We start from the raw sequence: 21,403 nt of genomic DNA, 5'->3' as shown, positions 1-21,403 counted from the left end.
GACGCGCGGGCCCCCCGAAAGGCTTAATTCAAGCCGCTCAACCCGTTCGCAACCCGCTCATCCCCGCAACTGCTGCTCCAGCGCGTGCAGCACCTGGTAGCAAGGCAAGACCTGCGCCACGCTGGCCTGCGGCTCGCGACCCTCGCGGATGGCCGCGACGAACTCGCGGTCCTGCAGCTCGATGCCGTTCATCGACACGGCCACCTGGCTGACGTCGATGGTCTGGTCGCGCCCCGAGACCAGGTCGTCGTAGCGGGCGATGTAGGTGCCGGTGTCGCCGATGTAGCGGAAGAAGGTGCCCAGCGGCCCCTCGTTGTTGAAGGACAGCGACAGCGTGCAGATCGCGCCATTGGCGGACTGCAGCTGCACGCTCATGTCCATGGCGATGCCCAGCTCGGGGTGGATCGGCCCTTGCAGCGCATGCGCCTTGACCACCGGCGCGCCGCATTGCCAGGCGAAGAGGTCCACCGTGTGCGCCGCGTGATGCCAGAGCAGGTGGTCGGTCCAGCTGCGCGGCTCGCCCAGCGCGTTCATGTTGGTGCGGCGGAAGAAGTAGGTCTGGACGTCCATCTGCTGGAGCTTCAGCTCCCCGGCCGCGATGCGGCGATGGATCCATTGATGGCTGGGATTGAAGCGCCGGGTGTGACCGCACATGGCCACCAGCCCAGTCTCGCGCTGGCGGCGCACGACGGCCTCGCCCTCGGCCAGCACGTCGCACAGCGGGATCTCCACCTGCACGTGCTTGCCGGCGTCCAGGCAGGCGAGTGTCTGGCTCGCGTGCAGCTGCGTGGGCGTGCACAGGATGACGGCGTCGACATCGTCGCGGGCGAGCGCCTCGTCGAGCTCGGTGGTGGCGTGGCCGATGCCGTACTTGGCGGCGACCTCGCGCGTCTTGGCGAGGTCACGGCTGACGAGCGAGACAACCTCCACGCCGTCGATGAGCCTGAGCGCGTCGAGGTGCTTCTGGCCGAAGGCGCCGGCACCGGCCAGCGCGATGCGCAGGGGAGAAGTCATGGCAATGCTCCGCGTTCAGCGATTCCCGGAAGTCCGAGGATTCGGGGACTCGGGGGATTCATGGGGTTCATGGGGTTCATGGAATTCAGGGGTTCTCGAGGATCAGGTGGCCCACGGCGGTGTTGGACGCGGGCACGTGATAGAAGCGGTGGGCGACACGCGGCGGCGCTGGCTTGTCCTCCGCGAGGTCCGACATGGCGCCGCGCGCGATCAGCCACATCACGAGCTCGATGCCCTCAGAGCCGGCCTCGCGCACGTAGTCGATGTGCGGCATCTCCGACAGGCCGCGAGGATCGCTGATCAGGCGGTCCATCCAGGCGTTGTCCCACTCGCGGTTGATGAGGCCCGCGCGCGGGCCCTGCAACTGGTGGCTCATGCCGCCGGTGCCCCAGATCTGCACGTTCAACGGCGCATCGAAGCTCTCCACTGCGCGGCGGATCGCCTGACCGAGCTGCAGGCAGCGCCGGCCCGAGGGCACCGGGTACTGCACCACGTTGACCGCCAACGGGATGACCGGCACTGGCCAGCCCGGCGCACCCGCGGGCTGTTCGCCGAACATCAGCGACAGCGGCACCGTGAGCCCGTGATCGACCGTCATCCGGTTGATCAGCGTGAGGTCGAAGTCCTGCTGGATGACGCTCTGCGCGAGGTGCGCGGCCAGCTCGCCGTGGCCCTGCACCGGCGGCACCGCGCGCGGCCCCCAGCCCTCGTCGGCGGGCTCGTAGCGATCGGCCGTGCCCAGCGCGAAGGTCGGGATCATGTCCAGGCTGAAGGCGTTGGCGTGGTCGTTGTAGACCAGCACGATCGCATCGGGCCGGTTCTCTGCCATCCAGCGCCGCGACGGCTCGTAGCCCGCGAACAGCGGCTGCCAGTACGGGTCCTGCGTGCGGCCCTGGTCCATGGCCACGCCGATGGCGGGCACATGCGAGGTGTAGACGGACGCGGTGATGCGCGCGTGATTCGGCGCGCGGTTCAGCGGCGGGGTGAGGCTCATCGGCCGCTCTCCTGGTCCTTCTTGCGCCGGGGCGTGCCGTCGGGGTGACGGCCGCCGGCCAGCATCATGTCGCGGTAGTCGGTCTCGGTCATGCCGGTCATGCCGGCGGCCATCTGCTGGTAGCTGCGGCCGTCGGTCGCGCCGATCTTGGCCAGGAAATAGATGTTGCCGCCCAGCCGGATGCACTGGTTCAGGTCGCGCGCGAGCACGGCCTCCTTCTGCGGCTCGGTCATCGGCCATTCGTCCAGGTAGGCGCGCTCGTCGGCCTTGAAGCGCGCGCGGTTCTCGGCCTTCATCAGCGACATGCAGAACTGGTTGAGCCAATAACCCTTGCGCGCCTGATCGGCATCGAAGATGGTGGTGCCGGGAATGTCCCGGTAGGGCTTGTCGAGCGACATGGGGGTCTCCTCGGAACGTGTCATCGACGTCGGCTCGCGCTCATCCGCGAGCGAGCTCGGGCCAGTACAGCCGCAGCGGGTTGTCCACCATCAGCCGCTGGCGCAGCTCGGCGGTGGGCGCGATGCGCGGGATCACGTCCACCAGCAAGCCGTCGTCGGGCATGTGGTCCTTGAGGTTGGGATGCGGCCAATCGGTGCCCCAGAGCACGCGGTCGGGGAACTCCTCCACGACTCGGCGCGCGAACGGGATGACGTCACGGTAGGGCTCGGGCTCGCCGCCCAGCGCGCGCGGTCCGCTGACCGAGAGGCGCTCCGGGCAGGTGACCTTGCTCCAGATAAAGGGATGCTCGCGCAGGAAACGCAGGAAGAGCGCGAACTCGGGCCCATCCACGGGCTTCGTGACATCGGGCCGGCCCATGTGGTCGACGACAACCGTCGTGGGCAGCGCGGAGAAGAAGTCCCACAACTCGGGCAGGTCGGGCGCCTCGAAGTAGATGACGACGTGCCAGCCCAGCGCCTTCACGCGATGCGCGATCTCCATCAGCTCGTCGCGTGGCGTGAAGTCCACCAGCCGCTTGACGAAGTTGAAGCGCACGCCGCGCACGCCGGCCTCGTGCAGCTCACGCAGCTGCTCGTCGGTGACCGAGCGCCGCACCGTCGCGATGCCGCGCGCGCGCCCGCCCGACGCGCGGCAGGCATCGACCATCGCGCGGTTGTCGTCGCCGTGGCAGGTGGCCTGCACGATGACGTTGCGGCTGAAGCCCAGCCGGTCGCGCAGCGCGAAGAGCTGCGCCTTGCTCGCGTCGCAGGGCGTGTACTTGCGCTCGGGCGCGTAGGGGAACTCGCCGCCGGGGCCGAAGACGTGGCAATGCGCGTCGACGGCCCCGTCGGGCAATTGGAATCGGGGCGTCGACGGGTCCTGGTACCAGTCGAGCCAGCCGGGGGTCTTCTCGAAACCGCCGGTCGTGGGGAGCGTCATCACGGGTCCTTCCTTGCAATGCCGGACGAGTCCGGAGCCTCAGCCGAGCCTGGGCTTGGCCAGATGCGCGAGCAGCCGATCGGCCTCGGTGCGCCAATCGGGGCTGCGGCCGAAGCCGGCGCTGCCGCGCTCGCCGAAGAGCCCGTCCTCGGCCAGGTCGGCCATCCAGGCCTGGCGCTCGGCGGTGCCCTCGGCGCTCCACGGCGTGAGGCCCGCGTCGCGTACGGTCTCGGCCACCTCGCGGACCTCCTCGCTGCGCCGGCGTCCATGCTGGATGACGCGCTGGAAGAAGTAGCTCGCCTGCTTCTCCCAGTCGATGCCCGGGAAGGTCTCCTTCAGCGAGGCCAGCACCGCGTCCTCGACGCCGTGATGCCGCGCCGAGGTCAGGCTCTCGATGACCATCGCCTCCAGCCCCTTGATCATCACGCTGCGGCACATCTTGGTCGCGCTGACGACGCCGAACTCGCTGCTCCCCACGGTGGCCGCGAAGCCGAGCCGTGCGAGCATCGGCGCCGCCGCCTGCGCATGCGGGCCGCCCAGCAGCAGCGGGACCTGGAGGCGGTAGGGCGGCACGCTGGTCATGACCGCGCCCTCGACGTAGCGGCCACCCGCCGCGTGCACCACCTCGGCGGCCTCGCGCTTGGCCTTGGGCGACGCCGAGTTGAAGTCCAGCACGAGGGTGTCGGGCCGGAGTCCGGCTGCGGCGGCGCGTGCCGCGTCCAGCGTCTGACTGGCCGTGACCGCGCTGATGACGAGATCGGCCGCGGTGGCCATCATCGTGGCCGATGGGCAGAGCTCGACGCCGAACTGCACGGCGTGCTCGCGCATCGTGTCGGCATCCGCCGACGGCGATTCGAGCTTGAGGTCATAGGCGCTGACCGTCACGCCCTGGGCGCGCAGGTCCTCGGCCAGGATGCGGCCGACCTCGCCGTAGCCGACCAGGCCGACCCGCGACACGACCGACGGCGTGGGCGGCTGGAGGTCGTCGGAGCCGTTGACGGCCGAGGGGGAGACTGCCGTGCCCATGTCAGTCCAGCGAGATGTTGAGCCGCTTGATCAGCTCGGCGTACTTGGCGGACTCGCTGGCGATGAAGGCCGCGTACTGCTCCTTCGTCGTCGGGAAGACGTCGTAGCCGAAGGTGGCGTAGCGCTCGCGGATGTCGGGCTCGGCCAGGGCGGCCTCGATGTCGCGCTGGATGCGTTCCTGCACGGCCTTGGGCAGCCCGCGCGGCGCGGCGATCGTGGTCCAGCCGGTGACCTCGTAACCCGCCGGGCCGCCAGACTCGCTGACGGTGGGCAGGTCGGGGAAGGCGGGATGGCGCTTGGGTCCGGTCACGGCGATGAACCGGATCTTGCCCGCGCGCTGCAGCGGGCCGGCGGTGGCCATCGAGCCGAGCGCGAAGTTCAGCTCGCCGTTGGCCACGGCGGTGTAGAGCATCGTCGTTTCCTTGTAGACGACGTGCGTCATCTGCGTGTGCGTCATCGCCTCCAGCTGCGCCGAGCCCAGGTGCACCGGATTGCCCACCGACCACGAGCCGTAGTTCAGCGCGTTGGGACGGGCCTTGGCGTCGGCCACGATGTCGCCGACGGTCTTGTACTTGCTGTTGGCGGGCACGCCGACGAAGAAGTAGGTCTTGAACAGCGGCGCGATCGGATCGAAGTCCTTGACCGGGTCGTAGGGCAGCTTCTTGAACAGATGCGGATAGACGACGAGGTGGACGTTGTCGAGCTGGATCAGGTCATGGCCGTCGGTGGCGCCACGCTTGAACGCGTCGATCGCGATGAAGCCGTTGGCGCCGGGTTTGTTCTCGACGATGACCGGCTTGCCCCACTTCTTGGAGAGCTTCTCGGCGACGACGCGCGCCACGGTCTCCGGACCGGCGCCAGCCGGGAACGGCGTGATGATGCGCACCGGCTTGGTCGGCCAGTCGGTAGGCGCGCCTTGCGCCCTCACGGCACCCGACAGCAGGCTGCCTGCGACGCCCAGCGCGGCGACGAGGGCAGTCCAACTCCCTCGCCCGCTTGCGGGAGAGGGCAGGGGTGAGGGCCAGCGGCGGTGGCAGTAGGTCGAATGCGTCATCGTTGTTGTCTCCAGGAATCTCTTGTCATCGGCAGGCTCTGCAAGGCGGCCCGCTCGGGTGGATGGGAACTGCTGCGGAGGTACTTCAGGACATCGGCGGGAATCAATCGATGTAGCGCAGCCCGGCCTTGGCCAGCGGCTCGCGCATCTTGTACAGGTCCAGGCCGAGCACGCCGGCGGCGAACTGCTCGCGCTTGGCACCCTCGTTGGCCTCGCGGGCGGCGGCGGCGTCCAGGGTGCGCGTCGCCATCGCGGCGGGCACGCAGACGATCCCGTCGTCATCGGCGACGATCACATCGCCCGGATGCACGAGCGCGCCGGCGCACACCAGCGGGATGTTCACCGAGCCCGGCGTGGCCTTGATCGTGCCCTTGGCGGAGATGCACTTGCTCCAGACCGGGAAGGGCATCTCGTTGAGGGTGCGGACGTCGCGCACGCCGGCGTCGATGATCAGCGCGCGGGCGCCGCGGGCCTTGAACGAGGTGGCGAGCAGGTCTCCGAAGTAGCCATCGGAGCACGCCGCCGTGACGCCTGCGACGACGATGTCGCCGTCCTGGATCTGCTCGGCGGCGACGTGGAGCATCCAGTTGTCGCCGGGCTGCAGCAGCACGGTCACGGCTGTGCCCGAGACCGCCACGCCCGACTGGATCGGGCGCATGTAGGGCTGGAGCAGGCCCACGCGGCCCAGCGCCTCGTGCACGGTCGCGGCGCCGAAGTGGCCGAGCGCGTCGGCGGCAGTGCGGTCGGCGCGGGTGATGTTGCGGTAGACGACGCCGAGTTCGTACATGGCGGATTCCTGTGGAGATCGAGTGGAGGAAGGCTCAGGCCGCGGGCGATGAGAGCCCGAGCCGGCGACGCAGCGCGTCGTGGCGAGGGGAAGCGAAGTCGTCCGCGACCTGTTGCGCGGTGGCGGGTTCGGCGCAACGCGCGGCCACGCCGGCGGTGAAACGGGTGACGATCTCCAGCCCCGGCGGCATCGGACCGAGGACGGCGACACCGTCGTGGCCCTGCAGCTCGCTGCGCTGCTGGAAGCCGAGGTCGACATCGCCCTGGGCGAGCATGCGGGCCACGGGCACGCCGGCCGGCGATTGCCGGAGTCGGTCGGCGAGCGTCTCGCGCAGCCCCCAGTCGCCGAGCAGTTTCAGCAGCGCCTGGCCGCTGGGGCCGGTGGAGTAGCCGATGGCGCGGGCCGAAGTCAGCGCCTCGCGCAGCGCGTCGGCGGTGTCCACGGACGGGTGAGGCGCATCCTGAGGTGCGGCGATGACCATCGGCGAATCGGCGATGGGACGCAACGAACCGGCACGCAGATGGCCAGCGGCGAGCAACCGCTGCATCGCGTCGTCGGCCAGGACCACGAGGTCGAAGGGCTCGCCGGCCTCGACGCGTCGGGCGGCGTCAACGCCGCCGACGGACTCGAAGCGCGTTTCCAGACCGTGGACCGCGGTGTAGGCGGCGGACAGCTCCGCCAGCAGCGCGCGGGTGGCCATCGAGGAAATGCCGGCGAGGGGAGCGATCACGGGTGGACGAGGTCTGTCGGATTGCGGCGGATTCTGGTCCGGTCCGGCCAGACGATCCAGTTCTAGCTTCCACTAGCTGATATTCCGATCGGGCATGGCACGGATGGTCGAGCCATGCCGGTTCGTGAGAGCATGCGCGGCATGAACCTGACCCAACTGGAGACCTTCGTCCATGTCGCCGAGCACGGCAGCTTCAGCAAGGCCGCGATGGTGCTGGGGGTGGCGCAGCCCGCGCTGAGCCGCCAGGTGCGGGCGCTGGAGACGGAGCTGCACGAGACGCTGCTGCTGCGCAACGGGCGCGGGGTGGCCTTGACCGAGGCGGGGCGGCGTCTGCTGCAGCACGGGCAGGACATCCTGAACCTGGTCAGCCATGCCAAGGATGACTTGCGCTCGCGGCGCAGCGAGCCGGTGGGGCAGATCACGATCGCGATGCCGCCGACGCTGGCGCGGCTGCACACGCTGGCGCTGATCCGGGCGTTCCAGGCGGAGATGCCGCAGGCGCGGCTGACGATCATGGAGGGCTTCTCGGTGCACCTGACCGAGTGGCTGCTGACGGGGCGCACGGACCTGGCGCTGGTCTACAACCCCGAGCCGCTGCCGGCGCTGGAGATCCTGCCGCTGCGCCGGGAGCGGCTGTGCCTGGTGTCGCCCAAGGACCAGGCACCGGCGAGGCCGCCGACCTTGTCGCAGCTGTCGCGGTATCCGCTGGTGATGCCGCAGAGGGGGCACATCTTCCGGGCGCTGATGGAGCAGGCCGCGGCGATGGCGGGCGTGCAGCTGGACGTGCGGTGGGAAGTCGCGAGCGTGCCGGCGATCCTGGACTGCGTGGCGGCCGGGATCGGCCATGCGGCGCTAGGCGAGGACGCGCTGCGGATCTATGAACGCCCGGAACGTCTGTCGACCACGCCGTTCGCGCGGGCGGACATCCAGAGCACGCTGTGCCTGGTGACGCCGACCAGCAAGCGCGCGACGCCGTTGATGCAGAGAACCGCGGCGGTGCTCATGAAGATGGTGGGGGAGGGGATGAAGTAGGGCGAGGAGGCGGAGCCGCGGGCTTAGGTCAGCCCGCATGACGTGCACAGGACGGGCACAACAGTTGCCCTGACGAACTCATGCCTCCCGCGATGCGACGTCCGTCCGCGCGGGCTCGATTCACAAGAACCGGAGACCCCGAATGATCAGCACCATCCTGCTCGTCGTCCTCATCCTGCTGTTGATCGGCGCGCTGCCGTCCTGGCCGCACAGCCGCAGCTGGGGCTACTACCCCAGCGGCGGTCTGGGCCTCGTCGTGCTGATCCTCGTCATCCTGCTGCTGATGGGATACATCTGACGACCCTCACCCGCTGAAGGCCGTGGGCCGACGGCCCCGGCCTACGGGTCTGCCTCTCTCGTTCAGGTGCCTATTTCAGGCGCCCAGCAACGACTGCCCGCACACCCGCAAGACCTGACCCGTCAGGCCCTGCGACTCGGGCGTGGCCAGGTACGCGATCGCCTCGGCGACGTCCTGCGGCGTGCCGCCCTGCTTGAGCGCATTCAGCCGCCGTCCAGCCTCGCGGACCATCAGCGGCATGCGGCGCGTCATCGCCGTCTCGATGAAGCCGGGCGCGACCGCGTTGACCGTCCCGCCGCGCGCCTCCAGCGTCGCAGCTCGTGCGGCGACATAGCCGATCAACGCCGCCTTCGACGCGCTGTAGTTCGTCTGACCCGCATTCCCCGCGATGCCGCTGATCGAGGACAGGCAGATCTCGCGCGCGCCCGCTTTCAGCAGATCGGCCGCGTCCAGCCGCGCGTCGATCGCCAGGATCGCCGCCAGATTCACCGCCATCACGCCATCCCACTCCGCCGCCGACATGCGCGCCAGCGTGCGGTCCCGCGTGATGCCGGCGTTGTGCACGAGCACGTCCACCCCGCCGAGGCGCCGAAGGGCGTCGATCAACTCATCGACCGCGCCCGGAGCGGTCAGGTCCGCTGCCAGGAACGAGCCGCCAATGTCCCGGGCGAGCGCTTCCAAGGGCTGACGCGCCGCCGGCACGTCGACGCACAGCACGCGGAACCCATCCAAGGCGAGACGCCTCGCCGTCGCCGCGCCGATGCCGCCAGCCGCGCCCGTCACCAGCGCCACGGGCGTTGACGTCGATTCCGGCGCTTCATGCGCTTCATGCGCTTCATGCGCGGAAGCGTCCGAAGCGAGCTCGCGCGCATGCCCCCGCCACGCCAACACCTGCCCCGAGACATAGCCCGAGCGGTCCGTGCCGAAGAAACGCAAGGCGCCGGCCAGCGACTCGGCCGACGCCGCAGCCGCGCCGGCCTGCAGCACGAGCGCGTTGGCGGTCGCGCCGCGCCGCCCGATCTCCTTGGCCAGCGCGCGGATGAAACCCTGCACGGCCTGCTGGCACGCGGCCTGGGCCGCGTCCGCCGTGCCGTCGGTGGTCAGCGCCAGCACGCGGCCGCCTGAGGTCAGCCGCGTCAACGCGAGCTGCGTCTGCTCGAACAGCGCATGCAGTGCCGGGATGTCGCGACAGCCGGTGGCGTCGATGACCAGCGTGTGCACGGGGCCCGAGCCGGTCTCCGCCGCGCCCAGCGCCACGATCGCCGCCAGCAGCGACGGCATCGGCGAGGCGCTGCCCGGCGCGATCGCGAGCACCGCGAGGCCGCTCAGCTCCTTCGCGCTCCACGCGTCCTGGCGCCGGCGCAGCTCGACGGGCTGCGGCAGTCCCAGCGTGCGCGCCACACGGCGGCCCAGCGGGTGTTGGACGAAGGAGAGCAGGCGATCGGTCATGGCGCGGCGCAGGTAGCGGCAGGAAGGTGCCGGGGAGACGGCGCGCGGAGTGTAGGGGCAGCGCCGATCGGCGCAGTCGAGCCGCCAGCGCGACGTTCAGATATCGACCACGCCGGGACGCCGATTTGCCGGGAGAACCCACATCCGTTTCACTCGAAGGAGTTCAAGATGCGACACATCCACAAGATCACCCTGCCTCTGGGCCTCGCCGCCATCGCCGCGGCGATGACCGTGCCGGCGTTCGCGCAGGTGGAAGAGGAAATCGTCTCCGGGCCGAAGTCCCGCGATCAGGTCATCGCCGAGCTGGAGCAGGCCCGGATGGACGGCTCCTTGGACCGTCTGCAGGGCGAGCACAGCTACGCCCCGGACTTCGATGAGGCCCGAGGCATGGACGTGCGGTACTCCAACCACCAGGCCGACGCCGACGTGACGGTGGGCATGTCCGCCGACACCAGCACGCAGGTGCAGTTCGCGGCGCCGGCCGCGGGCGGCAAGACCCGCGAGCAGGTCATCGACGAGCTGCAGCAAGCCCGTGCCGATGGCTCGCTGGACCGCATGTGGAGCGAGCAGGGCTATGCGCCGGAAATGGATCCGGCGCGTTCCCTGCATCGCTGACCGGCGGCGCGGCTCAGAACCGCGCCACGTCCAGGATCGCCTGCGCGAAGGCCTGCGGTGCCTCTTGCGGCAGGTTGTGCCCGATGCCGCCGGCCAATTCACGGTGGGCGTACCTGCCCACGAACTTGCGCCGGTAGGCCGCGGCCGGCGGGTGCGGCGCGCCGTTCGCATCGCCTTCCAGCGTGATCGCCGGAATGGTGATGTCGGGCTGCGCGCCGATCCGCTCCTCGACGGCGTCGAAGCGCGATTCACCGTCGGCCAGTCCCAGCCGCCACCGGTAGTTGTGGACGACGATCGCGACGTGATCGGGGTTGTCGAACGCGGCCGCGCTGCGCGCGAAGGTCGCGTCGTCGAAGCGCCATTGCGGTGAGGCCAGCTGCCAGATCAGCTTGGAGAACTCCGCGCGGTACTTCTCGTAGCCGAGCCGGCCGCGCTCGGTGGCGAAGTAGTACTGGTACCACCACTGGAGCTCGGCCGCCGGCGGCAGCGGCGACGCGTTGGCCTGGCGGCTCACCAGCAGGTAGCCGCTGACGGCGACCAGCGCCTGGCATCGTTCCGGCCACAGCGCGGCCAGGATGCCCGCGGTGCGGGCGCCCCAGTCGCAGCCGCCCACCAGCGCCTTGGGGATGCGCAGCGCGTCAAGCAATGCGATCGCGTCGCGCGCCAGCGCGCCTTGCTGCCCATTGCGTGGCGTCTGCCCGGACAGGAACCGCGTGCTGCCGTAACCGCGCGCATACGGCACGATCACCCGATATCCGGCCGCCGCGAGCATCGGCGTCACCTGCTCATAGGTGTGCACGTCATAGGGCCAGCCGTGCAGCAGCAGCACCGGCGGACCGTCCGCCGGGCCGGCCTCCACGTAGCCCACGCGCAGGTCGCCCGCGTCGATGTGCTTGAGCGTGCCGAAGCTCGGCGCGATCACCGGCAGGGAGGACGAGTCCGACCCAGCAGCCTCACGGGTCGCGGCGAACACACCGGCGGGCATCAGCCCGGCCGCGAGCGAGGCCGCCGCGGCGCCGATCAGGAACTTGCGCCGAGGCAGCGCATCGGTCGGGAGATCACGGTCGTCGTTCATGTCGAGGAGGCCCCGCGGGGCGCGATGTGGTGGCGATGTCCGCAGTGGACGCCCGCGATGTATCGACGCCTTGTCAGGCTGCAGGCCGCTTTGCATGGCGCTGTCGCCCCTTCCGCGAGAGATACACGGCCATACAAAGCCGCTGCTGTTGCTGCTGTTGCTGCGGTGTCGCTGATGCGTTCTCTGACATCCATCAATCGGACCCCTCGCTTTCCCCGGCGCGCCTTCCTAGCCTGAGCGGTCCGGGCGCACGCCGCGCCTGCATCGAGAGGCGCGAGCCTCGGGAGACCGTGATGGAAGAGGGAATGCTGGAAGACATCGTGTATTGGCCATCGCTGCGCACGGCGCCCGCGGAGCTGCGCGCGCTGCGGGAGCTGGACAAGGCCCGCAAGCGCCGGATGCTGCCGCTGATCACGCTGACGCCGCCCGCGCGCAAGCCCGACACGCTGGACTTCCGTCGCGCGGCGCAGCAGGCCGGCGAGGTGATGCAAGCCTTGCCGCACCTGCTGGATCTGGGCCGGGCACCGGTTGAGCACGGGTCGGCCTGGCGCAGGTTGAGCAACCCGATCCAGGGCTTCCGCGCCTGGCGCGAGTTCGTCCAGGGGCATCGCGGCGCGATCCCGGTCGTCCAGCTGACCGACAGCGCCGGCGCGCGCACGGTGGCGCAGCAGGCGGTGTGCATCGAGCGCGACGTGGGACTCGTGGTGTTCCGGCTCCGGGGCGCGGCCCCGTCGACGGCGGTGGTCGAGCAGGCGCTGGACGCGCTGGACCATCCGGGCCGCGCGGTCGTCGTGCTGGACTTCGGCACCGAGCGCGACTGGCTGCTGGGCTGCGCGGGCACGGGGCGGGACCTGCTCGCCCGCTGGCCGCAGCGCTGGCCGGGGCTGCGGCTGGTGGCGATGGGCAACAGCTTCCCCAACACGGCGGACTGGCTGGGCAAGCCCCCCGGCGGCGATCAGCCGCGCTCGGGCCGGCTCGCCATCCTGGAACGTGAGCTGCATCGGCGCCTGGGCGGCGTCGCGATCGTCGGCTACGGCGATCATGGCGCCATCCACGTGCCCAGCGAGCCCGGCGTGGAGCTGCCCGAGGGACTGGTGCGCATCGACTATCCCTGGCAGGGCGAGTGGCGCTTCGAGCGCCGCCGCCGGATCTCCTCGCATGAGGCCAACCGCGAGGCCGCCGAGGCGATCGTGGCCGCGGCGCCGTCGTTCGGCGAGCGCGGTCTCTGGGGCGAGCACGAGATCCTGGAGGCGTCCAACGGCCGCGTGTACACGCGCGGACGGGAAGCGTGGACGGCGGTGCGGGTGAACCTGCACCTGGCCACGCAGCTCGACGAGTTGCTGGCGGAATGGCGGCTCGCGTCCATGGCGACTTCGTGAAAACCTCCGGGGCGGCGAGGGCCTGACGAAGCCGGACGGCGGGGAAGGGCATCCGGCCCTGCCTATACTCGCGCCCCATGCGCCGCTGGCTCACCGTCTTCCTGCTGATCCTGCTGCCGCTCCAGCTGAGCTGGGCGGTGGCCGCGACCTATTGCGCGCATGAAGCCGATCCCGCCGCCAGCCATGTCGGCCATCACCAGCATCGGCATGAGGCAGATCCGACCGGTCACGCCTCGCCCGATCTGAAGGTGAAGGCCGTCGAGCCCAAGGGCGTTGAATCCGCAACGGACAAGGCGCTGACCTGCGTCGACGACGACTGCGGCTTCTGCCACCTGGGCCACACCCAGCCGGTGGCCAGCACGCCGCTGGTGCTGCCGGCCGTGACCAGTCCGGCCGACACGGGCTCCGCCACGGACGCCTGGACCTCGCGCGGCCCGGACCGCCGCGAACGCCCCAACTGGCGCGCCGCCTGAGCGGCGGGCGCCTGCCTCCCTGATCCCTCACGCCCCGGCCGAGCGCCGGCGCGCGCGGCGCTCGCCGATTCCCCGTTGATCCCCCTTCCTGCCCGGCCGCCCACGCGGCGGCGGGCGCAACGCCGGAGTCTCCGATGCGCAAGTTCCTGGTGCCGCTGTCCAGCGCGGCACTGATTTCCCTTTCCATGCAGAACGCCGCTGGCGCGGCGCAGCCGGCCGCTGACGCGTCCGTCCCTTCATCGGCCGCCCCTTCATCGGCCTCCGTGACCGCGCCGCCGCTCACGCTCGACGCGGCGCTGGCGCGCGCGATGGCCTCGCATCCCCGCCTGCGGGCCGCGACCTACGAGGTCGAGGCCGCTGACGGCGCGGTGCAGCAGGCGGCGCTGCCGCCCAACCCCTCGCTCGGGCTCGAGCAGGAGGACACCCGCCGCGAGACCCGCACGATCACCGTGATGCTGAGCCAGCCGCTGGAGATCGGCGGCCAGCGCGCCGCCCGCACCGCGCTCGCCCAGCGAGGCCGCGACCTGGCGCAGGCGGACCTCGACACCGTTCGCGCAGAGTTGCGCGCCGACGTCGTGTCGGCGTTCTTCAACGCCTTGATCGCGCAGGAGCGCGTCACGGCGGTGCAGGAGTCGCTGCGCATCGCCGGCAGCGGGGCCGACGCCACCGCACGCCGCGTGGCCGCGGGCAAGCTCTCGCCCATCGACGAGACCCGCGCCCGCGTCGCCGCGTCCGGCGCGCGCATCGAGCTGCGTCAGGCGACGTCGGACCAGCTCGTCGCGCGTCACGCGCTGGCCCTGGCCACCGGGCTCGACGAGGCCCTGATCGGCTCGCTTGATGGGCGCGCGTCCGCGCTGCCGGCCCTGCCGGACGAGGCGCAGATCGCTCGTCGCCTGGCCGACGCGCCGGCGCTGCGCCGCGCGCGCCTGGAGGTCGAGCGCGCGCAGGCCGCCTATGAGCTGGAGCGCTCGCGCCGCATCCCGGACGTGACGGTCAGCCTCGGCGCCAAGCGCGCGCAGGAGATCGGCCGCAGCCAGGCGGTCATCGGCGTGTCGCTGCCGATCCCGCTGTTCGATCGCAACCAGGGCGCGCAGCGCGAGGCCCTCAAGCGCCGCCAGGCCGCGGAGCAGCTGGCCGAGGCGGAGTCCGCGCGCCTGCGCGCCGAGGTGCTGGGCGCGGCCGACGAACTGGCCGCACGCGTGGACGAGGTCCAGACGCTGAGCCGCGAGGTGCTGCCCGGCGCGCAGGAAGCGCATGTCGCGGCCACGCGGGGTTTCGAGCTCGGCAAGTTCGGCTTCCTGGACGTGCTCGACGCGCAGCGGACCTGGCTGCAGGCCCGCACGCAACTGCTGGATGCGCTGGCCAAGGCCCACCGCGCCCATGCCGACCTTGAGCGCCGCCTTGGCGCGCCCGCCCAGCAACCGTGAGAACAACGATGAACTTCAACCAAGACAAGCAGGGCGGCGAGACGAAGCGCGCCTTCGGACTGCCCCGTCGCCAATTGATCGCGATCGCGGTGCTGATCGCGCTGGGCGTGACCGGTGGCGCTGCCATCCTCGCGGCCGGTCCGGCCTCTTCGGCCAAGGGCGGTCATGCCGAGCACGCCGAGCATGGCGAGGAGAGCAGCCATGACGACCACGGCCATGGTGACGAGAAGCCGAAGGCAGAGGCCAAGGCCCCTGACGCCGAGCCCATCGCGATGACCGAGGCACAGATCGAGTCCGCGGCGATCACGCTCGACACGGCCGGTCCGGCCACCATCCGCACCACCACGCGACTGCCGGGCGAGATCGGCTTCAACGAGGACCGCACCGCGCATGTCGTGCCGCGCGTCAGCGGCGTCGTCGAGGCGGTGCCCGTCACGCTCGGTCAGACCGTGCGCAAGGGCGACCTGCTCGCCGTGATCGCCAGCGCGCAGGTGTCGGACCAGCGCAGCGAGCTGCTCGCCGCGCTCAAGCGCGAACAGCTCGCGCGCACGACCTTCGAGCGCGAACGCAAGCTCTGGGAGGAGAAGATCTCGCCGCGCCAGGACGTCGACATCGCCGAACAGGCGCTGCGCGAGGCCGAGATCGCCGTGGCCAACGCGCGCCAGAAGCTGCAGGCCGTGGGCGCCACGCCGCGCGGCGGCGCGCTCAACCGCTTCGAGCTGCGCGCCCCGTTCGACGGCGTCGTCGTCGAGAAGCACCTCACGCGGGGCGAGCAGGTCAAGGAGGACGCCAGCGTCTTCGTGCTGTCGGACCTGCGCACCGTGTGGGCCCGCATCGACGTGCCCGCGGGCGACCTGGCCAAGATCCGCGTGGGCGAGCGCGCGGTGGTCCGCGCCACGGCCTTCGAGCAGGCCGCGTCGGGCAGCGTGACCTACGTCGGTCCGCTGATCGGCGCGCAGAGCCGCACGGCGCAGGCCCGCATCGCGATGACCAATCCCGATGGCGCGTGGCGTCCGGGGCTGTTCGTCAACGTCGACCTCGTCACGGGCGAGACGCCGGTGCCGATCACGGTGGCGGCCGACGCGGTGCAGGTCTTCGAGGACCGGCAGGTCGTGTTCGTCCGCACCGACCAGGGATTCGCCGCGCAGCCGGTGAAGACTGGCCGCGGCGACGGCCGCCGGATCGAGATCGTGGACGGGCTGAAGCCGGGCACGCGCTACGCCGCGGCCAACGCCTTCGTCATCAAGTCCGAGGCCGGCAAGGGTGCCGCGACCCACGCGCACTGACGGAGCCGCCATGTTTGAACGCATCATCCGATTCGCCATCGAGCATCGATGGCTGGTGCTGGTGGCGGTGCTCGCCATGGCCGCGCTGGGTGTCTTCAGCTATCAGAAGCTGCCCATCGACGCCGTGCCCGACATCACCAACGTGCAGGTCCAGATCAACACCGGCGCGCCGGGCTACTCGCCGCTGGAGACCGAGCAGCGCGTGACCTTCCCGGTCGAGACGGCGATGGCCGGGCTGCCCGGGCTGAAGCAGACGCGCTCGCTGTCGCGCTACGGGCTGTCGCAGGTCACGGTGATCTTCCGCGACGGCACCGACATCCACTTCGCCCGGCAGCTTGTCAACGAGCGGCTGCAGGCCGCGCGCGAGCACCTGCCCGACGGGCTGACGCCGGCGATGGGGCCGGTGTCCACCGGGCTGGGCGAGATCTACCAGTGGACGATCGAGGCCGAGGAGGGCGCGCGCAAGCCCGACGGCACGCCCTACACGCCGATCGACCTGCGCGAGCTGCAGGACTGGGTCGTCAAGCCGCAACTGCGCAACGTGCCCGGCGTGACCGAGGTCAACACGATCGGCGGCCACGCCAAGGAGTACGAGATCGCGCCCGATCCGGGCCGGTTGTCCTCGTACGGGCTGACGCTCGCGGAGGTCGTGCAGGCGCTGGAGCGCAACAACGCCAATGTCGGCGCCGGCTACATCGAGCGCCGCGGCGAGCAGTACCTGATCCGTGCGCCGGGCCAGTTGCGGGACCTCACCGACATCGGCAACGTCGTGCTGCGCAGCGAGGGCGGTGTGCCGGTGCGGGTGCGCGATGTCGCGCAGGTCGGCATCGGCAAGGAGCTGCGCAGCGGCGCGGCCACCGACAACGGCCGGGAGGTGGTGCTGGGCACCGTCTTCATGCTGATCGGCGAGAACAGCCGCAGCGTGGCGCAGGCGGTGGACCGCAAGATGAAGGACATCGCCACGACGCTGCCCAAAGGCGTGCACGTGGTCACCGTCTACGACCGCACGGTGCTGGTGGACAAGGCCATCGCCACGGTCAGGAAGAACCTGATCGAGGGCGCGGTGCTGGTCATCGCGGTGCTGTTCCTGTTCCTGGGCAACCTGCGCGCGGCGGTGCTCACGGCGATGGTGATCCCGCTGTCCATGCTGTTCACCTTCAGCGGCATGGTCAGCCAGAAGGTCAGCGCCAACCTGATGAGTCTGGGCGCGCTGGACTTCGGGATCATCGTGGACGGCGCGGTCGTGATCGTCGAGAACTGTGTACGACGCTTGGCGCATGCGCAGTCGCGGCTGGGGCGTCCGCTCACGCGCGCGGAGCGTTTCCACGAGGTCTTCGCCGCGGCGCAGGAAGCTCGCCGGCCGCTGCTGTTCGGGCAGCTGATCATCATGGTGGTGTACCTGCCGATCTTCGCGCTCACGGGCGTGGAGGGGCGCATGTTCCACCCGATGGCCGTCACCGTGGTGATGGCGCTGCTGGGCGCGATGATCCTGTCCATCACCTTCGTGCCGGCCGCCGTGGCGCTGTTCATCGGCGACAAGGTGCAGGAGAAGGAAAGCCGCCTGATGGGCTGGGCACATCGCGCCTACGAGCCGATGCTGGCCCGCGTGATGGCCGCGCGGCCGGTGGTGCTGACCGGCGCGGTGGTCGCGGTGGTGTTGTCGACGCTGCTCGCGACGCGCCTGGGCAGCGAGTTCGTGCCCAGCCTCAACGAGGGCGACTTCGCGGTGCAGGCGCTGCGGCTGCCGGGCACCAGCCTGTCGCAGTCGGTGGCGATGCAGCAGCAGCTGGAGACGCGGCTCAAGCAGAAGTTCCCCGAGATCGAGCGCGTGTTCTCGCGCACCGGCACGGCGGAGATCGCCGCCGACCCGATGCCGCCCAACATCTCCGATGCCTACGTGATGCTCAAGCCGCAGGACCAGTGGCCCGAGCCGCGGCGCACGCGCGATGCGCTGATCGCCGCGGTGCAGGAGGAACTGGCGACGCTGCCGGGGCAGAACTACGAGTTCTCGCAGCCGATCCAGCTGCGCTTCAACGAGCTGATCTCGGGCGTGCGCTCGGACGTCGCGGTGAAGGTCTTCGGCGACGACATGGACCAGCTCAACGCGGCCGCGGCGCGCATCGCGACGGTGCTGGGCGGGCTGGAGGGCGCGGCGGAGGTCAACGTCGAGCAGACCACCGGGTTGCCGATGCTGACCGTGGACATCGACCGCGAGAAGGCCGCGCGTCACGGGCTGAACCTGCAGGAGGTGCAGGGGCTGGTGGCGACCGCGACCGGCGGCGCGCACGCGGGCACGCTGTTCGAGGGCGATCGGCGCTTCTCGATCGTCGTGCGGCTGCCCGAGGCGCTGCGCAGCGACCTGGCCGCGATCGAGCGCCTGCCGGTGCCGCTGCCCAAGGGGCCGGATGGCGTCGCGCGTTTCCTGCCGCTGTCGGAGGTGGCGACGTTGTCGCTGGCGCCGGGACCCAACCAGGTCAGCCGCGAGGACGGCAAGCGCCGCGTGGTCGTCAGCGCCAACGTGCGCGGGCGCGACCTGGGGTCTTTCGTCGCGGAGGCGCAGCAGGCGGTGGCCTCGCAGGTCACGCTGCCCACGGGCTACTGGCTGGGCTGGGGCGGGCAGTTCGAGAACCTGCAGTCCGCCAGCGAGCGGCTGCGCGTCGTGGTGCCGGTGGCGCTGGCGCTGGTCTTCGGGCTGCTGTTCGCGATGTTCGGCAACGCGCGGGACGGGCTGCTGGTGTTCTCGGGCATCCCGTTCGCTTTGACGGGCGGGGTGCTGGCGCTATGGATGCGCGGGATTCCGTTGTCGATCTCGGCCGCGGTGGGTTTCATCGCGCTGAGCGGCGTGGCGGTGCTGAACGGGTTGGTGATGATCTCGTTCATCCGCCAGTTGCGGGAGCAGGGCCGGCCGCTGGCCGAGGCGATCCATGAGGGCGCGATCACGCGGCTGCGGCCGGTGCTGATGACGGCGCTGGTGGCGTCGCTGGGCTTCGTGCCGATGGCGCTGGCCACGGGCACGGGCGCGGAGGTGCAGCGGCCGCTGGCGACGGTGGTGATCGGCGGCATCCTGTCGTCGACGGCGCTGACGCTGCTGGTGCTGCCGGTGCTGTATCGCTGGGCTTATCGACGTGAAGAGCGGGAGGAGGGCGAGGAGGGCGAGGAGCTGAAGGCGCCTGGCGATCTCGCGACGGGCGAGTTTCCCGCGACAGGCGGCGTGGCGCGCTGAGGCGTCGCGCTTGAAGTGACACCCGGGCGTCGGGAGACGGCCGGGTGTTTCGGCGAGTTGTCGAACGGCGCCCCGCATCGAAGGGAGTGCGCTGCCTTGTCCAAGTCGCTGGGAAGCGATCTCGACAAGTGCGAGTCATGGTTCTCGTCGAACGCCTTGCCTAGAGTGGGTGGCTCGTTCCCCAAGGAGAGCCGCATGCCCACGACCCGCATGGAAATGAACCACCGGATTCTTGTGCCCAAGGAAATCTGTGAGGCGACAGGCGCCAAGCTGGGAACACGGTTCATCTGGGAGATGCAGAAGGACGGCAGCATCCGCGTGATCGCGAAGTGCAAGCTGCCACCTTGGGCGGAGCCGCTGGAGGCGGCGACCGACGCAACGCCTGGGAATGATGAAATTGATGATCAAGGAGAAGACGATGTTTCAGAACCTGCATGACACCTTTCTCACCACGCGCGGCACCCTGAAGGTCCCGCCGGAGATTCTCAAAGCGCTGAAGGCCAAGCCTGGCACGCGCTTCGTGTGGGCGCTGCGGCCAGATGGCCGACTCTATATTCGGGCCAAGACGAAGACGCTGGAGGATCTCTATGGAATCCTGACGCCCCCCGACGGGCTCACCGTGTCGATCGAAGACATGAACCCTTTCCGCTGATGGGCGCCGTCGACACGAATGTCCTGATCCGTTGCGTGGTTCGGGACGATCTGGCGCAGTGGCACGCTGTTGCGAGTCTGCGATCCCGATACAGGGAAGCTGGGCAACAACTGTTCGTGCCGGTCACCGTGCTCCTGGAGTTCGAATGGGTCCTTCGCAGCCGCTTCAGGTTCGACAAAGACAAAGTCCTTGACGCCATGGCGCAAGTACTGGATGCCGACGACCTCCTCATCGACGAGGAAGAAGCGATGGATGATGCACTCGAGCTTTTCAGGTATGGCGAAGCCGACCTTGCCGATTGCATGCACGAGCGCATTGCCGCCGCTGCCGCGCGGAGTCCTCTGCACACGTTTGATCGACGCGCCTCCGCGCTACCGGCAGCAGAGTTGCTCGGGGTCGGCGCAGGACAGCCCGTGATCGCCGCTCTGTCGTCCGACCAGCTTGATCTCACGAGGCTCCAACGCCCGCAAACCGATGCACCGTCACCGACCGATAGACCTCCCCCGGTCGCAGCACCGTCGATGGCCAGTCGCTGCTGATGGGGCGGTTCGGTGAATCCGGCGCGTGTTGCGTCTCCAGGCAGAGCCCATCGCCTTGCCGATAGAAGGCGCCATCGCTGCCGAGCAGGCTGCCATCGAGGAAGTTCCCCGAATAGAACTGCACGCCAGGCTCCGTCGTCAGCACCTCCATCGCGCGGCCTGAGACGGGATCCCGCAAGCGCGCCGCCAGGTGCAACTGCCCGTCGAAGGGCGCATCCAGCACCCAGTGATGGTCGTATCCTTTGCCGCGCTGCAGCTGCGGATGGCACTGTCGAAGCCGGGACTCGATCACGCGCGGTTCGCGGAAGTCGAAGGGCGTGTCGACCACCGTCGCCATCGCCGTCGGAATCAGCGCGTCGTTCACTTCGCAATAACGACTTCCCGCGATCTGCAACTCGTGGCCCAGCACCGACCCGCGGCCCGCGAGGTTGAAGTAGTCGTGGTGCGTCAGGTTGACCACCGTGGGCGCATCGGTCGTGGCCTCGTACTCCACGGTCCAGCCCATGTCCTCCTCGATCCGATACCGCACCACCGCCCGCAGCCGCCCCGGGAATCCCTGATCGCCCGCCGGGCTGTCGAGCTCGAGCCGCAGGCAGCCGTCGCTCTCCGGTTCCGCGCGCCACAGCTGCGTGCCGAAACCGCGCGCCCCGCCATGCAGGCAGTTCGAGCCGTCGTTGGCCACCAGCGCATGGCGCTCGCCGTCCAGCCGAAAGGCCGCCTCCGCGATGCGGTTGCCGTAACGCCCGACGATCACGCCTAAATGCGGATTGCGCAGCAGGTAATCCTCCAGCGTCGGCAAGCCCAGCACCACGTTGGCGAGCTCACCGCGCGCATCGGGCACCTCCAGCCGCGTGACGATCCCGCCCAGCGTGATCGCGCTCAAGCGCAGTCCGCGCCCGTTGTCCATCGTGAACTCATGGACCGGCCGACCGTCGGGCAACTGGCCGTACACGCGTCGTTGAATCGGCTTCAT

The 21,403-nt window shown here is 70.2% G+C and carries 22 protein-coding genes; 11 read left to right on the top strand and 11 right to left on the bottom strand.

Annotated features, from left to right (window positions below; all coding sequences use genetic code 11):
* Positions 1-57: 57 nt before the first annotated feature.
* From ACNI65_RS10495 to ACNI65_RS10460, 8 genes are all read right to left on the bottom strand, one after another.
* On the bottom strand, positions 58-1,014 hold the full coding sequence (locus tag ACNI65_RS10495) for a Gfo/Idh/MocA family oxidoreductase (RefSeq protein WP_416762895.1): 957 nt from the start codon (positions 1,012-1,014) through the stop codon (positions 58-60).
* An 85-nt stretch (positions 1,015-1,099) separates the two neighbouring features.
* A complete protein-coding gene (locus ACNI65_RS10490) occupies positions 1,100-2,008 on the bottom strand; it encodes a class III extradiol dioxygenase subunit beta (protein WP_416762893.1) in 909 nt (302 codons plus the stop codon).
* Positions 2,005-2,406, bottom strand: a complete 402-nt coding sequence (ligA, locus tag ACNI65_RS10485) for a protocatechuate 4,5-dioxygenase subunit alpha (RefSeq protein WP_416762891.1) — start codon at positions 2,404-2,406, stop codon at positions 2,005-2,007. The genes ACNI65_RS10490 and ligA overlap by 4 nt, the downstream gene beginning before the upstream one ends.
* A gap of 40 nt (positions 2,407-2,446) precedes the next feature.
* Positions 2,447-3,385 (bottom strand): amidohydrolase family protein, encoded by a 939-nt coding sequence (locus ACNI65_RS10480; RefSeq protein WP_416762888.1) that lies wholly within the window; start codon positions 3,383-3,385, stop codon positions 2,447-2,449.
* A 39-nt stretch (positions 3,386-3,424) separates the two neighbouring features.
* The gene (locus ACNI65_RS10475) at positions 3,425-4,411 is read right to left on the bottom strand and encodes a DUF1932 domain-containing protein (protein ID WP_416762886.1); all 987 of its coding nucleotides are present in this window, start codon (positions 4,409-4,411) and stop codon (positions 3,425-3,427) included.
* Position 4,412: 1 nt separating this feature from the next.
* On the bottom strand, positions 4,413-5,465 hold the full coding sequence (locus ACNI65_RS10470) for a Bug family tripartite tricarboxylate transporter substrate binding protein (protein ID WP_416762884.1): 1,053 nt from the start codon (positions 5,463-5,465) through the stop codon (positions 4,413-4,415).
* A 103-nt stretch (positions 5,466-5,568) separates the two neighbouring features.
* Positions 5,569-6,252 (bottom strand): 4-carboxy-4-hydroxy-2-oxoadipate aldolase/oxaloacetate decarboxylase, encoded by a 684-nt coding sequence (gene ligK, locus ACNI65_RS10465; RefSeq protein ID WP_416762882.1) that lies wholly within the window; start codon positions 6,250-6,252, stop codon positions 5,569-5,571.
* A gap of 34 nt (positions 6,253-6,286) precedes the next feature.
* On the bottom strand, positions 6,287-6,982 hold the full coding sequence (locus tag ACNI65_RS10460; RefSeq protein WP_416762880.1) for a substrate-binding domain-containing protein: 696 nt from the start codon (positions 6,980-6,982) through the stop codon (positions 6,287-6,289).
* 141 nt (positions 6,983-7,123) lie between these two features.
* Between ACNI65_RS10460 and ACNI65_RS10455 the strand changes: the two genes are divergently transcribed.
* Both ACNI65_RS10455 and ACNI65_RS10450 read left to right on the top strand, forming a co-directional pair.
* Positions 7,124-8,014 (top strand): LysR family transcriptional regulator, encoded by an 891-nt coding sequence (locus ACNI65_RS10455; RefSeq protein ID WP_416762879.1) that lies wholly within the window; start codon positions 7,124-7,126, stop codon positions 8,012-8,014.
* Between the two features lie 142 nt (positions 8,015-8,156).
* A complete protein-coding gene (locus ACNI65_RS10450; protein WP_261760402.1) occupies positions 8,157-8,312 on the top strand; it encodes a DUF3309 domain-containing protein in 156 nt (51 codons plus the stop codon).
* A gap of 75 nt (positions 8,313-8,387) precedes the next feature.
* On the opposite strand, the gene ACNI65_RS10445 is transcribed toward ACNI65_RS10450, so the two are convergent.
* Positions 8,388-9,761, bottom strand: coding sequence for a 3-oxoacyl-ACP reductase (locus ACNI65_RS10445; RefSeq protein ID WP_416762876.1), 1,374 nt, complete (start codon positions 9,759-9,761; stop codon positions 8,388-8,390).
* A gap of 168 nt (positions 9,762-9,929) precedes the next feature.
* On the opposite strand from ACNI65_RS10445, the gene ACNI65_RS10440 reads away from it, so the two are divergent.
* A complete protein-coding gene (locus ACNI65_RS10440) occupies positions 9,930-10,376 on the top strand; it encodes a DUF4148 domain-containing protein (protein WP_416762874.1) in 447 nt (148 codons plus the stop codon).
* 13 nt (positions 10,377-10,389) lie between these two features.
* Here the strand turns inward: ACNI65_RS10440 and ACNI65_RS10435 are convergent, their stop codons facing one another.
* Complete coding sequence (locus ACNI65_RS10435; protein ID WP_416762872.1) at positions 10,390-11,451, bottom strand: alpha/beta fold hydrolase; 1,062 nt, start codon at positions 11,449-11,451, stop codon at positions 10,390-10,392.
* 305 nt (positions 11,452-11,756) lie between these two features.
* Between ACNI65_RS10435 and ACNI65_RS10430 the strand changes: the two genes are divergently transcribed.
* The 8 genes from ACNI65_RS10430 to ACNI65_RS10395 all read left to right on the top strand — a co-directional run bounded on the left by ACNI65_RS10430 (position 11,757) and on the right by ACNI65_RS10395 (position 20,430).
* A complete protein-coding gene (locus tag ACNI65_RS10430) occupies positions 11,757-12,830 on the top strand; it encodes a beta family protein (RefSeq protein ID WP_416762870.1) in 1,074 nt (357 codons plus the stop codon).
* A 77-nt stretch (positions 12,831-12,907) separates the two neighbouring features.
* On the top strand, positions 12,908-13,303 hold the full coding sequence (locus ACNI65_RS10425) for a hypothetical protein (RefSeq protein WP_416762868.1): 396 nt from the start codon (positions 12,908-12,910) through the stop codon (positions 13,301-13,303).
* Positions 13,304-13,437: 134 nt separating this feature from the next.
* Complete coding sequence (locus tag ACNI65_RS10420) at positions 13,438-14,730, top strand: TolC family protein (RefSeq protein WP_416762866.1); 1,293 nt, start codon at positions 13,438-13,440, stop codon at positions 14,728-14,730.
* 8 nt (positions 14,731-14,738) lie between these two features.
* Positions 14,739-16,016 (top strand): efflux RND transporter periplasmic adaptor subunit, encoded by a 1,278-nt coding sequence (locus ACNI65_RS10415; RefSeq protein ID WP_416762864.1) that lies wholly within the window; start codon positions 14,739-14,741, stop codon positions 16,014-16,016.
* Positions 16,017-16,026: 10 nt separating this feature from the next.
* Positions 16,027-19,239, top strand: a complete 3,213-nt coding sequence (locus tag ACNI65_RS10410) for an efflux RND transporter permease subunit (protein ID WP_416762862.1) — start codon at positions 16,027-16,029, stop codon at positions 19,237-19,239.
* A gap of 195 nt (positions 19,240-19,434) precedes the next feature.
* The gene (locus ACNI65_RS10405; RefSeq protein WP_416762860.1) at positions 19,435-19,677 is read left to right on the top strand and encodes a hypothetical protein; all 243 of its coding nucleotides are present in this window, start codon (positions 19,435-19,437) and stop codon (positions 19,675-19,677) included.
* Positions 19,658-19,891: an AbrB family transcriptional regulator gene (locus ACNI65_RS10400; protein WP_416762858.1), complete on the top strand. Its 234-nt coding sequence runs from the start codon at positions 19,658-19,660 to the stop codon at positions 19,889-19,891. Before ACNI65_RS10405 ends, ACNI65_RS10400 begins: the two co-directional genes overlap by 20 nt.
* Positions 19,891-20,430 (top strand): PIN domain-containing protein, encoded by a 540-nt coding sequence (locus ACNI65_RS10395; protein WP_416762856.1) that lies wholly within the window; start codon positions 19,891-19,893, stop codon positions 20,428-20,430. Before ACNI65_RS10400 ends, ACNI65_RS10395 begins: the two co-directional genes overlap by 1 nt.
* Here the strand turns inward: ACNI65_RS10395 and ACNI65_RS10390 are convergent.
* Positions 20,339-21,403, bottom strand: a complete 1,065-nt coding sequence (locus tag ACNI65_RS10390; protein ID WP_416762854.1) for an aldose epimerase family protein — start codon at positions 21,401-21,403, stop codon at positions 20,339-20,341. The genes ACNI65_RS10395 and ACNI65_RS10390 overlap by 92 nt on opposite strands.

The sequence above is a fragment of the Roseateles sp. So40a genome (assembly GCF_048081605.1).
Lineage (GTDB): Bacteria > Pseudomonadota > Gammaproteobacteria > Burkholderiales > Burkholderiaceae_C > Roseateles.
Note: the sequence above shows the minus strand (reverse complement) of the source record. Positions and strands in the feature narration are given on the sequence as shown.